This is a genomic window from Lutibacter sp. (genome assembly GCF_041596795.1).
Taxonomy (GTDB): domain Bacteria; phylum Bacteroidota; class Bacteroidia; order Flavobacteriales; family Flavobacteriaceae; genus Lutibacter.
This window is the reverse complement of the sequence record NZ_JBFHHX010000017.1, coordinates 20290-34169: the sequence shown is the minus strand read 5'-3', so window position 1 is coordinate 34169 and position 13880 is coordinate 20290. Positions and strand designations below refer to the sequence as shown.

At 28.3% G+C, this 13880-nt stretch carries 13 protein-coding genes and 2 tRNA genes; 11 read left to right on the top strand and 4 right to left on the bottom strand.

Going from position 1 to position 13880, the window contains the following annotated elements:
* The 3 genes from ABY298_RS03805 to ABY298_RS03795 form a co-directional block, all read left to right on the top strand.
* On the top strand, positions 1-754 hold a 754-nt coding region (locus ABY298_RS03805), incomplete at its 5' end, for an adenylosuccinate synthetase (protein ID WP_372744675.1).
* A gap of 95 nt (positions 755-849) precedes the next feature.
* Positions 850-2397: an OstA-like protein gene (locus ABY298_RS03800; protein WP_372744674.1), complete on the top strand. Its 1548-nt coding sequence runs from the start codon at positions 850-852 to the stop codon at positions 2395-2397.
* A 16-nt stretch (positions 2398-2413) separates the two neighbouring features.
* A complete protein-coding gene (locus ABY298_RS03795) occupies positions 2414-3613 on the top strand; it encodes an aspartate aminotransferase family protein (protein WP_372744673.1) in 1200 nt (399 codons plus the stop codon).
* Between the two features lie 52 nt (positions 3614-3665).
* Here ABY298_RS03795 and ABY298_RS03790 read toward each other — a convergent pair whose 3' ends face one another.
* Entirely contained in the window at positions 3666-4175 is a 510-nt protein-coding gene (locus tag ABY298_RS03790; protein WP_372744672.1) for a shikimate kinase, read from the bottom strand.
* A gap of 124 nt (positions 4176-4299) precedes the next feature.
* On the opposite strand from ABY298_RS03790, the gene ABY298_RS03785 reads away from it, so the two are divergent.
* From ABY298_RS03785 to ABY298_RS03755, 7 genes are all read left to right on the top strand, one after another.
* A tRNA-Lys gene (locus ABY298_RS03785) sits at positions 4300-4372 on the top strand.
* Positions 4373-4418: 46 nt separating this feature from the next.
* Positions 4419-4502 (top strand) — tRNA-Leu (locus tag ABY298_RS03780).
* A 192-nt stretch (positions 4503-4694) separates the two neighbouring features.
* Entirely contained in the window at positions 4695-5072 is a 378-nt protein-coding gene (locus ABY298_RS03775; protein WP_372744671.1) for a hypothetical protein, read from the top strand.
* 88 nt (positions 5073-5160) lie between these two features.
* Positions 5161-5649 (top strand): hypothetical protein, encoded by a 489-nt coding sequence (locus ABY298_RS03770; RefSeq protein ID WP_372744670.1) that lies wholly within the window; start codon positions 5161-5163, stop codon positions 5647-5649.
* Between the two features lie 142 nt (positions 5650-5791).
* Entirely contained in the window at positions 5792-8005 is a 2214-nt protein-coding gene (locus ABY298_RS03765) for an ATP-binding protein (RefSeq protein ID WP_372744669.1), read from the top strand.
* Between the two features lie 55 nt (positions 8006-8060).
* On the top strand, positions 8061-8849 hold the full coding sequence (locus ABY298_RS03760) for a dTDP-glucose 4,6-dehydratase (RefSeq protein ID WP_372744668.1): 789 nt from the start codon (positions 8061-8063) through the stop codon (positions 8847-8849).
* Between the two features lie 53 nt (positions 8850-8902).
* Positions 8903-9727: a carboxypeptidase-like regulatory domain-containing protein gene (locus ABY298_RS03755; protein ID WP_372744667.1), complete on the top strand. Its 825-nt coding sequence runs from the start codon at positions 8903-8905 to the stop codon at positions 9725-9727.
* Between the two features lie 93 nt (positions 9728-9820).
* Here the strand turns inward: ABY298_RS03755 and ABY298_RS03750 are convergent, their stop codons facing one another.
* The 3 genes from ABY298_RS03750 to glyA form a co-directional block, all read right to left on the bottom strand.
* On the bottom strand, positions 9821-10531 hold the full coding sequence (locus tag ABY298_RS03750) for a peroxiredoxin (protein WP_372744666.1): 711 nt from the start codon (positions 10529-10531) through the stop codon (positions 9821-9823).
* A 159-nt stretch (positions 10532-10690) separates the two neighbouring features.
* Positions 10691-11089 carry a DUF2059 domain-containing protein gene (locus ABY298_RS03745; RefSeq protein ID WP_372744665.1) on the bottom strand — a complete coding sequence of 133 codons (399 nt, stop codon included), beginning with the start codon at positions 11087-11089 and terminating at the stop codon, positions 10691-10693.
* A gap of 19 nt (positions 11090-11108) precedes the next feature.
* Positions 11109-12383: a serine hydroxymethyltransferase gene (gene glyA / locus ABY298_RS03740; protein WP_372744664.1), complete on the bottom strand. Its 1275-nt coding sequence runs from the start codon at positions 12381-12383 to the stop codon at positions 11109-11111.
* Positions 12384-12504: 121 nt separating this feature from the next.
* On the opposite strand from glyA, the gene fahA reads away from it, so the two are divergent.
* Positions 12505-13800 carry a fumarylacetoacetase gene (fahA, locus tag ABY298_RS03735; protein ID WP_372744663.1) on the top strand — a complete coding sequence of 432 codons (1296 nt, stop codon included), beginning with the start codon at positions 12505-12507 and terminating at the stop codon, positions 13798-13800.
* Positions 13801-13880 lie beyond the last annotated feature (80 nt).

The following is a 13880-nucleotide window of genomic DNA, read 5'->3' as shown; positions in this document are numbered from 1 at the left end:
TTTTGATGTAGATGTTCAATATAATTTAGAAGAATTAGAAGCTGAATTCTGCGAAGCTATTGACGTTTTAAAACAATTAACTTTTATTGATAGTGAAGAATATTTAAACAACGCTTTAAAAAACAATAAAACTATTTTAGCAGAAGGCGCACAAGGTTCGTTATTAGATATTGATTTTGGAACTTATCCGTTTGTAACATCTTCAAATACAACAGCTGCTGGTGCTTGTACAGGTTTAGGAATTGCTCCAAATAAAATTGGAGATGTATTTGGTATTTTTAAAGCATATACAACAAGAGTTGGTTCAGGACCATTCCCTACCGAATTATTTGATGAAGATGGAGCTACAATGTCTAAAGTAGGAATGGAATTTGGTGCTACAACAGGTCGCCCAAGAAGATGCGGATGGTTAGATTTGGTAGCTTTAAAATATGCTGTACAGGTAAACGGTGTTACACAATTAATGATGATGAAAGGTGATGTTTTATCAGGATTTAAAACATTAAAAGTTTGTACATCATACAATTACAAAGGAACTGAAATTTCACATTTCCCATTTAATATTGAAGAACATAACGTTACTCCTATTTATACAGAATTAAAAGGTTGGAGTGAAGATTTAACTACTATGACTTCTGATGGAACACTTCCAAAAGAATTAAATGAATACATTAAATTTATTGAAGATTTTGTAGAAGTTCCAATTAAAATTGTTTCTGTTGGACCAGATAGAAAACAAACAATCTTAAGATAATAATTAAAAGCTTCAATTTTTGAAGCTTTTTTTTAACGTACATTTATCATATATAAAATTAAGATTTAATTAAATTCGCAAAAAATTTATTCAATTTGAAAAAACTATTTTTTCTTTTAATTTTAATTATTTCAAGTAGTGCTTTTTCACAAGCTACAAAAAAAATTAAAATCATTCAGGCAGATAATACCTTTACAGATCCATTATATCCTGGAGCTACAGTTTCAATAGGAAATGTGTTTGTTGAACATGACGGAGCTACACTAAGATGCGATAAAGCCTATATTTATCAAGAACTTAAACTTATAAAAGCACTTGGTAATGTGGTGTTAAACCAAGGAGATACCGTGTTTCAATACAGTAAATATGTAGATTATGATGGTGTAAAAAAGTTTGCCACTTCTTGGGGCAAAGTGGTTTTAAAAGATCCTACAATGACTTTAGAAACTGATACGCTAAAGTTTGATAGAGAACTACAATTACTACATTATCAAAGTGGAGGAAAAATAAGAGATACTACAAATGTTTTAACCAGTAAAATAGGTAATTACTACTTACAAACAAATGATTTTAAAGCAATTACAAATGTAGAAGTTGTAAATAAAGAAAGTAACCTAAAAACCAATAATTTAGATTATAATACCGTAACCGGAATTGCGGACTTAACTGGACCTTCAACTATTAAAAGTGATAAAAATTCTATTTATACAGAAAATGGACATCACAATTCAAAAACTAATATTTCGCATTTTTTAAAGAATTCTAAAATATTTTATCAAGATAGAACAATCTCTGGAGACAGTTTATATTATAATAAAAATAAAGACTTTGCCTCAGCTACTGGAAATATTAAAGTTTTAGACACTGCAAATAGCACAATAATTAGAGGTGGTTATGCAGAATTCTTTAAGTTAAAAGACTCTGTTTTTGTAACCGATAAAGCTGTTGCTGTTTCTTTAGTAGAAAAAGATTCTTTATACATTCACGGAAAAAAATTAATGGTTACAGGTAAAGTAAATAACCGTATAATAAGGGCATTTACCCACGTTAAATTTTTTAAAACCGATTTACAAGGTAAATGTGATTCTTTAATCTCTTATGAAAAAACAGGCTTAACAAAATTATTAAGAAAACCTGTATTATGGGCCCAAGGAAATCAAATTACCGGAGACACCATTCATTTTATATCAAATGTAAAAACAGAACAATTAGATTCTTTAAAAGTATTAGAAAATGCTTTTATGATTCAAAAAGATTCTACAACTGGTTTTAGCCAGTTAAAGGGTAAAAATATGTATGGAAAATTTATAAATAATAAATTAAAATATTTAGATGATGTTGGTAATAGTGAAGTAATTTATTATATAAGAGATGAAAAGAAAGTTTTAATGGGTATTACCAAAATGCAAAGCAGTAAAAGCATTTTTATTACTATGGATGAAAATGAAATTGAATCTATAGATTTTAATTGGAAACCAGAAGGAAAAACCTATCCTCCTTCCAAATTTTCAGAAAATGATAAATTATTAAAAGGTTTTATTTGGCGTGAAGAAGAAAGACCTAAAACTATGGAAGACATATTTATTTATGATGACGTTCCAACAAAATTAGACGAATCAACATCAACAAAAAATTTGAAATAAACAATCTAAATTAATCATGAAAGAAGATTTTTTAAGATACCAAGCACAAACAAGTCCGTTTCCATTAGCAATAGAAATAACTTCCGCAAAAGGGAGTTATGTTTCTGATATAAATGGAAAAAACTATTTAGATTTTATAGCTGGAGTTTCTGCAAATACTCTTGGGCACAACCACCCTAAAATATCGCAAGCAATTAAAGATCAAGTTGATAAATATACTCATGTAATGGTGTATGGTGAGTTTATTCAGCAAAAACCATTGGATTTATGCAAACTTTTAGCAGCAAACTTACCCGAAAATTTAAACACAACTTATCTTACCAATTCTGGAACTGAAGCAACAGAAGGCGCCATAAAGTTAGCAAAACGTTTTACCGGAAGAAGTGAAATTATTAGTGCCAAAAATGGATACCATGGCAACACACAAGGATCTATGAGTGTTTGTGGTGCTGAAGAGCAAAATAGCGCATTTAGACCGTTAATTCCTGGAATTAAGTTTATTGAATTTAATAATCTTTTAGATTTGGATAAAATAACTAGCAAAACTGCTGGTGTAATTTTAGAAACTATACAAGGAGGTGCTGGTTTTTTACAATCAGAAAATAATTATTTACATCTTGTAAAAGAAAAATGTAAACAAGTTGGTGCTTTATTAATATTAGATGAAATACAATCTGGAATAGGAAGAACAGGAAAATTATTTGGTTTTGAAAATTACAATGTTATTCCAGATATTATTGTAACTGGTAAAGGTTTAGGTGGCGGAATGCCAATTGGTGCATTTATTTCTTCTTATGAAATAATGAGTTGCTTAAAACAACAACCTAAATTAGGTCATATAACAACTTTTGGAGGTCATCCTGTAATTGCAGCAGCTGCAGTAGCAACCTTACAAGAACTTTTTAGCTCTGGTGTTATGCATGAAATAGAAAATAAAGAATTTCTATTTAAAAAATTACTTGAGCATCCGCTAATAACTGAAATTAGAGGAAAAGGTTTAATGTTAGCGGCAATGGTAGAAACTCCCGAAATTGCCTCTAAAGTTATTTTAAAAGCATTAGATAAAGGATTATTATTATATTGGTTATTATTTGAAGGCAGAGCCATTAGAATCTCTCCTCCGCTTAACATTTCAGAAGATGAGATTTATAAAGGTTGTAACATTATTATTGAATGTTTGAATGAAGTTTTTGAAGAAATTCAACAAAACTCCTAATTTACATTATCAATTAAAACCTTAAAAATTAAATAAAAAAGCTAGTTTAAAATTAAACTAGCTTTTTTATTTCTTCAACAACTTGTTTTATTGATTTTTCATCAACTGAAATCGAAAAATCTGCTTTATCATAAAATACACCTCTTTCAAACAAATGTTTTGCAATAAATTCTTTTAAATTTTCTTCACCTAAAGTTGCTACCAATGGTCTTTTAGAAGTTTCACCAATTAATCGATGAAAAATTGTATTTATAGATGCCTTTAAATAGAACGATTTCGATTTTTTTGCTATTAATTCTATGTTATTTCCATAACATGGAGTGCCTCCACCTAAAGAAATGATGCTATTTTCATTAAAATTTAATAATTTTTCTAAATATTCACTTTCTTTTTTTCTAAAATATATTTCACCTTTTGTTTCAAATATCTCAGAAATACTCATCAACTCATTTTCTTCTATAAAATTATCTAAATCAACAAATTGCAAGTTTAATTCCTTTGCTAATAACCTTCCTACAGCCGATTTTCCGCTTGCCATATAGCCTAATAAAACAACTTTCATACCCCTATTTTTGTACCTTAAAATTAAAAAAAACAAATATCGTTTAAAAAAGAACATAAAAAAACTTGTCATATATAACAATTGGTCTTATATTTGCACTCGCAATTGCGGAAAGGGAAACAATGACCTGGTAGCTCAGTTGGTAGAGCACCTCCCTTTTAAGGAGGTGGTCCTGGGTTCGAGCCCCAGCCCGGTCACAAAAAGGATTAAGTTAACTGCTTAATCCTTTTTTTTTGAATATATGCACGTGTGGCGGAATTGGTAGACGCGCTAGCTTGAGGTGTTAGTCTAAAATATTAGGTGCTGGTTCGAATCCAGTCACGTGCACTTTTTAAAAACTAATTACAAAAAACTTGTTATTAGTTTACTTTTAAGCATTTTAAAAATAAAACATTTTAAAAAATAGCTATTTTACACAATTAAAAAAGATACTAACCGCTTGATTATTTGGTGATTAAAAAAATAAAAATAAAAATTAATTTTTATTTTTTTAATTAAAATTCGGCATACATTTGTTGTATGAAAAAACTAATTGTTTTTATTGGCTTTTTACTTTTAACGCTACATACTAATTATGCAGCAAAAAGTATTCATGATGCTACATCAACATTAGATTTTTCGGTTAGTACTATTGTTGAAAATGAGCATAACGATCAAAAAACGTTAGAAAATACTACTTTTTTCGCTTCTATCTCTGAATTTGAAAGTGTTATACAAAATACAACTCAAATTTCTCCTAGTACTTTTAAAAATAATTCGAAACATTTTTTTTATTTAGTAAAATTAACTGAAGAAATTTTTGCAAGTAGTTTTGCACAATACACTTCAACTTCAGGCAATTTTACAATAAAGTATACAACGGCTAAAATTATTTTCCCTTTCCATTATCACTGGTAGTTTAATAAAATTTATCATTTTTTTAAGGCACTTTTACTGCCTTAACTAGTATTTACAATTTTATTTAACAACAAAAACACATATTAAAATGGACTCAGGTACAATTATTATAGGATTAATTATGCTTGCACTTTGTGCATTACCTTTTATTCTTGCAGGTAGAAACAGAAAAAGTAAAGAAGAAAAAATAAAAAAATCATTTCTTGATTTGGCTCAAAAAAACAACATCTCAGATTTACAAAAAGATATTTGGTACGGTTCTGCTATTGGAATTAATTTAACAAATCATCAACTTGTATTTTACAAAAAAATAAAAGATGTTGAAACAACACACATTTTAAATTTAAAAGATATTCAAAAAAGTAAAATTTTAAAAGTTAATGATTTAAATAATCATATTGAAAAACTTGAACTTATTTTAACTCCTTACGGAAAAAATAATAACGAAATTAATCTAGAATTTTATAATGCCGAAATGAATCCTCAAATAAATGGAGAATTTCAATTAATTGAAAAATGGAATAAATTAATAAATGAAACTATTTATTCCATTGGCAATTTTAAAAAAGCTGTTTAATAGTTTAAATACAACCAGAGTGCATTAAGACTTAATTGTTTTAATGCACTTTTTTATAATACACAATAAATCAAGAAACTAAACAAACGTACTATAAAATTTTATATCTTTATCTTATAATTGCTATTATAAAAAGATAAATATGAATTCAAATAGTATGAATTTTAATGAATTAACCCTTTCTTTTCCCAATAATAAAGAACATATTTTTAGAGCTATCTATTTTAAAAGCTCTATAAATCAGTTGCGAGTTGCGTTGCTACTTGTAGCATTTTTGTATGGTATATTTGCTCTTTTAGATTTTCAACTATACCCAGCTCATATTAATCTATTTTTTATCATTAGATTTTTAATTGTTATTCCTTTAATTTTAACTATATTTTTACTGTCATTCACAAAAATATTTCCCAAAATTTGGCAAACCCTTTTAATGGTTGCTTTTATAATTGGAGGATCTGGAGTTTGTATAATGATATTAATTGAACCTGAAAATTACATCTATTTTTCTGGACTTATTATTATTTTTTTTGCTGGGTTCTTTTTTGTAAAACTTCGGTTCTTATCAGCCACAATTGCTGGTTGGACAATTGCAATCATCTTTAATTTAATTGCAATATATTATGCAAAAGCTTCTGATTTTTATATTGCTATTACAAATTCCTTTTTTATAAGTACTAATATAATAGGAATGTTTGGTAGTTATAATATGGAACATCAAATACGAAGAAATTTTTGCTTAAATCAAAATCTTGATAAAGAGAAATTAACAATAAAAGAACTTAATAAAAATCTAGAAGTAATTATTGCTGAGCGCACAGAAGAATTGGTTAAAGCAAAAGAAATTGCAGAAAACAGCAACTCAAATATTACAGCAATTATTGAAGGTACTACAAATAGTATTTGGGCTTTTGATACTAATTTTGATATTTTATATATTAATCACGTATTTCAACAAGAATTTTATCAAGCTTTTAATGTACATTTAAAGCAAGGGATGAATTTGTTAACCTCATTACCGGAAAATTTAAAACCTATTTGGAAACCTAGATATGATAAAGTTTTAAACAATGAACAGTTTAGTATTGAAGATAAAATTATAACAACTAAAGGAACCGTATATATTCATGTTGGCTTTACTCCTATTATTAAAAATGGAAAGGTTGTTGGAGGTTCTTGTTTTGGAAGTAATATTACTGCCCAAAAACTATCTGAAAAAGAACTTTTAATTGCTAAAGAAAATGCAGAAAAAAGTGACAAATTAAAATCTGCTTTTTTAGCAAACATGAGTCACGAAATAAGAACTCCAATGAACGGAATATTAGGTTTTTCCAATTTATTACAAGAGCCTCATCTTTCTGGCGAAAAACAACAACAGTATATTCAAATTATTGAAAAAAGCGGTAAAAGAATGCTTAATATTATAAATGATATTATGGATATTTCTAAAATTGAATCTGGATTAATGAACGTTTATTTAAAGGATACATCAATAAATAATCAAATAGATTATATTTATTCTTTGTTTAAACCAGAAACAGACAGTAAAGAATTGTTGTTTAAAATGGTAAAGCCTTTATTAGATGACCAATGTATTATTAAAACAGATCCTGAAAAATTGGAAGCTATTCTTTCAAACTTGGTTAAAAATGCCATTAAATACACTAATAAAGGCTCTATAGAATTTGGGTATACACAAAAAGATAATGCTGTTCAATTTTATGTAAAAGATACCGGAATTGGAATTCCAAAAGATAAACAAACTGAAATTTTTGAACGTTTCATTCAAGCTGATATAAACGACATAAAAGCTAGAGAAGGCGTTGGTCTTGGTTTATCAATTTCTAAAGCTTTTTTACAATTGCTAAAAGGAAAAATTTGGTTAGAAAGTGAAGAAAATGTTGGAAGCACTTTTTATTTTACAATACCTTGCAATAGAAATAATCAAATAAACGGTATAAAAAACAATTTAAATAAAACTATAATGAATTCTACTATTTCAGGTCTAAAAATATTAATTGTTGAAGATGATGAAATTTCTTCAGAACTTCTATCAATTATGGTTGAAAATATAAGTAAAGAAGTAATTACAGCTAATACTGGTGTTGATGCTGTAAGTATTTGTAAAAATAATTCGGATATTGATCTTATTTTAATGGATATTCAAATGCCAGATTTAAATGGATTTGAAGCAACAAAACAAATAAGAGAATTTAATAAAAACGTAATTATTATAGCTCAAACTGCTTTTGGCTTATTAGGTGATAAAGAAAAAACTATTGAATCGGGTTGCGATGAGTACATCTCAAAACCAATTCAATCGGAAGAATTAAACAAATTAATCAAAAAATTCTTCTAAAAATGTACTTTTATTTTTTAAAATATTGTGTACTAAATACTGTAAAAAACAAAATTTGAACAAAACAATAAGTATATTAGGTTGTGGATGGCTGGGTTTACCCACAGCTATTAAATTAATTGAAAATGGTTACCACGTAAAAGGTTCTACCACATCACCAGAAAAAATTGCAACCTTTAAAAATTTAAACATTGAACCGTACATCATTTCAATAGAAAATTTAAAAGACTCAAATATTTCAAGTTTTTTAACATCCCAAATACTATTAATTGCATTACCCTCAAAAAACATAGAAGGGTTTAAAAACTTGCTAAAACTAATTTTAACATCTACCATAAAAAAAGTTGTTTTTATCAGTTCAACATCTGTTTACACTGCTAAAAATAAAATTGTTACCGAAACATCTATTTTAAAACCTTCTGCCCTATTAGAAATTGAAAACTTATTTAAAACCCCTAAACTTAAAACTACAATTGTAAGATTTGCCGGTTTATTTGGATACAACAGAAAGCCTGGTAATTTTTTTAGAAATGGACGAATAATTCCTAATCCAAACGGATTTGTAAATATGATTCATCAAGATGATTGTGTAAATATATTATTTGAAATTATTTCGAAAGAAATTTATAATGAAACTTTTAATGCTTGTGCTGATTCACATCCAAATAGAACAGAATACTATACTAAAGTAAAAAAAGATATTGGTGTTGAACCCCCAGTTTTTGAAAAAACAGATAGCTCACCATTTAAAATAGTATGTAATAAAAAAATAAAGGAAACTTTAAATTATACATTTAAATATCCAGATCTTTTAAAAATTAATTATAGCGCTCCTTTTCTCTAATTTTTTCATTTTAATTAACAAATATTTATAAGATTAATTACTAATATTGCAATATGATTAAAAAATTAGCATACATAGTTATATTTCTTATTGCATTTCAAGGAATATCGCAGCAAACAAAGGTAAAAGACACTTTAAAACCTTTAAAAGTAACATTCCCATTGGTTGGTCAAATAGTAGATTTTTCGGGTAAAGAACCCTTAAGAGGTGCCAATCTTTTTAATTTAAATAGCGTTGTTGGAACCGTAACTAATGATGATGGAAAATTTGAAATTCCTACTACAGCAAACGACACTTTGTATATTTCTTATTTAGGATATCAATCTATAAAACTAAAAATTACCAACGATTTATTAAAAGGAAATGAATTAGTAATAGAATTACACGAAAAACCTGAGCAATTAAGAGAAGTTGTTGTTAAATCTCATAAATTAATTGGTGTTTTAGAAATAGACGCAAAAAATGTTCCTACAGATAAATATGCACGTATTCATATAAATGGTTTACCGCAAACCTATGAAGTTGGTGTAAAGCAAGCAAAAAACTACAATTCTCCTGTAGATGCATTGTTTAGACCCATTGATTTTATGTATAATAAATTTGGTAAAAAGCCACAACAATTAGCAAAACTTAAAAAACTTCGTGATCAGGATGATTTAAGAAAATTATTAGAAGCAAAGTTTAATCGTGAGTTAATGATGGAGTATTTAGAAATTGATGAAGAGGAACTTAATGATCTTTTAAATGAGTGTAATTATTCCGATCAATTTATAAAACAAGCTAGTGACTTACAACTTATTGAAGCTGTGTTACTTTGCTATGAAAATTACAAAGCCATAAAAAAAGGAAGTACTATTAAAGATACTTCTAAGCAATAAAAAAAAGCTATTTAAAATAGTAAAGTTTTCATTAACCAGTCCCAATTGTGTGATAACTTTAAAAATTTTTTAAATAGCTTTTTTATTTTAAACTTACTTTTTAAGTACTTTGCTTAAAATCAAATCTTTATCTATTTTTTTAGTACAAAAATACCAATCTTTACAATCCATATCTTCTTTTCCTTGCATTCTGTCTTCAGCAGTTCCACATGAACCAGCAGGACCAATTATTACATCATCACCTGGTCTCCAATCGGCAGGCGTTGCAACACCAAAAGCATCTGCAGCTTGTAATGCAATAACCACTCTATATAACTCGTCAAAATTTCTTCCTAAACTTAACGGATAGTAAATTATAGCTCTTATAATTCCTTTTGGATCAACAAAAAATACTGCTCTTACTGCCTTTGTAGAATCTTCGTTCGGTTGAATCATACCGTATTTTTTAGCCACTTCCATAGTAATATCTTCAATTAAAGGAAATTTAACTTCTACATTTTTCATTCCTCTATATTCAATTTTATCTTTAATGGAACGTAGCCAAGCAATATGGCTATACAAACCATCAATAGATAAACCCACCAATTTGCAATTTGCTTTTAAAAATTTTTCTTCCATAGTAGCAAACGTCATAAATTCTGATGTACAAACCGGTGTAAAATCTGCTGGGTGACTAAATAATATTACCCAATCTCCTTTATAATCATTTGGAAAATGAATATTTCCTTGTGTAGTAACTGCTTTAAATTCTGGAGCTTTATCTCCTATTCTTGGCATTGCTGTAATTTCTTGTATAGCTTCCATTTTTTATATGTTTTAAAATTAATTTGTATTTAAAAATTTACCTACTAAAATTACCCAATGTCATTTTAAAAATTGTAACTAGAATCACATAAATTAGGAAGATTTAAAGAAAAAAAAATCCCGCTAATAGCGGGATTTTAATTTATTGAAAAAGATTATTTATTGATATTTTTGAATAATTCCTTGAAGTTTCATACCCCAAGACTGTCCAGCAATCATACCTTTTTGACTTAATTCACCTGTTTTATCGGCTAATTTTTTCCCGATAGGTGTTGCATAAAAAGCCAATAATTCTTTTATCTCGCTATGCGAAAATTCTTCCATATAAATTTCAGCCATTTTTGCATATAACTCAGGAAATGTAGCTTTAACATCTGCTATTAAAGCTTCTTTTTTATCGGCAGAAACCATAGATGCAAACTGATCTATCATTGGTGTAAATGCAGACTCTGAAACTATTTTTACTAAGTTTTTTGCATCTGTTATGTACTGATCATCTTGTTGCGCATTTACTGTTAAAGAAAAACAAGCAACTACTATTAATAGAATTTTTTTCATAATTTTTTATATTTATTAATTAAAATTGAAATAAAGGTCTGTGAGACATTAATTCTTTTACTTTTTCTGCAACTTCTTCTAATACAAACTCATCTTCGTAGTTTTCAATTACTTCATTAATTAAATCTACAATTGTTGCCATATCAGCTTCTTTTAAACCTCTTGTTGTTACAGCGGCTGTTCCAACTCTAATTCCAGATGTAATAAATGGAGATTTATCATCAAAAGGTACCATATTTTTATTTACAGTAATATCTGCTTTTACCAATGCATTTTCAGCATCTTTTCCACTAATTTGTTTATTTCTTAAATCAATTAGCATACAATGGTTGTCTGTTCCTCCAGAAATAATTTCATACCCTTTTTTAACAAATGCTTCGGCCATAGCGTTTGCATTTTTCTTTACTTGAATTTGGTAGGTTAAAAAATTATCGGTTAATGCTTCACCAAATGCAACAGCTTTTGCAGCAATAACATGCTCTAATGGTCCACCTTGATTTCCTGGGAAAACGGCAGAATCAATTAAGCTAGACATTTTTTTAAGTGTTCCGTTTTTTAAGGTTTGTCCAAAAGGATTGTCAAAATCTTTACCAATCATAATAATTCCACCACGTGGTCCGCGTAAAGTTTTATGTGTAGTTGTAGTTACAAAATGACAATGAGGAATTGGATCGTTTAAAATTCCTTTAGCAATTAATCCAGCAGGATGAGAAATATCTGCCAATAATAAAGCTCCTACTGAGTCTGCAATTTCTCTAAATTTTTTAAAATCTATATCTCTAGAATATGCCGAAGCACCAGCAATAATTAATTTTGGTTTTTCAATTTCAGCAGTTTCCTGAATTTTATCATAATTTAAAACTCCTGTTTCTTTATCAACACCATAAAAAGATGTTTTGTATAATTTTCCTGAAAAGTTAACTGGAGATCCATGTGTTAAATGCCCACCGTGAGACAAGTCAAAACCTAAAATTTTATCACCCGGATTTAATACTGCTTGATATACTGCTGCATTTGCTTGCGAACCAGAGTGCGGTTGCACATTTACATATTCAGCTCCAAACAATAGCTTTGCGCGGTCAATTGCAATTTGCTCAACTACATCTACAATTTCACAACCACCGTAATAACGTTTGTTCGGATATCCTTCAGCGTATTTATTTGTTAAAACAGAACCCATAGCCTCCATAACTTGCTCACTCACAAAGTTTTCAGAAGCAATTAATTCTATTCCGTTTATTTGTCTTTCTTTTTCGTCTTGAATTAGATCGAAGATAATTTGGTCACGTTGCATTCTTATTAGATTTTAAAAAAGTTAAATTAAGTGCAAAAATAGGAATTTCATTTTGCATTTAAGAAGAAACTTCTATATTTGGTAAGAATTAATATATAACTATTAAAATAGTTCAATAATTATGCAAATTTCAGCAAACAATCCAAATAGAAAATCGTGGCTACCAGTAAGTGAAGGTTGTGATTTTCCAATTCAAAATATTCCTTTTGGTGTATTTTTAACAAAAGATGACATTATAACCATAGGTACAAGAATAGGCGATTACGTTATTGACTTAGGTGCTTTTCACCAATTAGGCTATTTTAAAGGAATACCTTTAACTGATGATATGTTTATGCAAGATTCTTTAAATGACTTTATTTCTGACGGAAGAAAAACGTGGAGATTGGTTAGAAATAGAATTGCAGATGTATTTGATGCTAAAAACCCAGATTTAAGAGATAATCCAAAAAATAGAGAAATTATTATTTTTGATATTAAAGATGTAGAAATGTTATTGCCAATAAATGTTGGTGATTTTACAGATTTCTCTTCTAGCAAAGAACATGCTACCAATATTAGTTTAATGTTTAGAGGTAAAGAAAATTCTTTAACACCTAACTGGTTACATTTTCCAATTGGATATCATGGTAGAGCATCATCAATTGTAGTTTCAGAAACTTTAATAAGAAGACCTTACGGACAATCATTACCATTTGGTGAAGAAAACCCAATATTTGGACCTTCTAAAAGTGTAGACATGGAATTAGAAACTGCTTTTGTTACTACAGATGCTAATAATTTTGGCGAACCTGTTCCTGTTGACGAAGCAAGAGATTACATTTTTGGAATGGTACTTTTAAACGATTGGAGCGCTAGAGATATTCAACAATGGGAATATGTTCCATTAGGACCATTTATGGGTAAAAGCTTTGCAACAACCATGTCTCCTTGGATTGTTACGTTAGATGCTTTAGAACCTTTTAAATGTGAAGGCGCTAAAAAAGAGTTAAAACCACTTCCCTATTTACAGCAAAAATTAAAAGAATCTAGTTACGATATAAAATTAGAAGCGTACCTACAAACTGAAAATGGTGACGAAAATTTATTAACCAAAACTAATTTTAAATATATGTATTGGTCAATGTCTCAACAATTAGCGCATCATACTGTTAACGGATGTAATATTAGATCTGGAGATTTAATGGGTAGCGGAACCATTTCTGGCCCAACAAAAGAGAGTTTAGCTTCTATGTTAGAACTTACTTTAGGAGGAAAAGAACCTATTACATTAAAAGATGGCAGTACAAGATCCTTTTTTAATGATGGAGATATAGTAACATTAAAAGGTTATTGTACAAAAGATACAGTTAGAATTGGTTTTGGTAATTGCACTGGAAAAATATTACCACCTTTAAAATACAAATTTCCAAAATAACATTTTAAATATTTCAAAAAGCCCTTTTAATTAATTATTAAAAGGGCTTTTTTATTTATATTTGGTAACTGTATTATTTA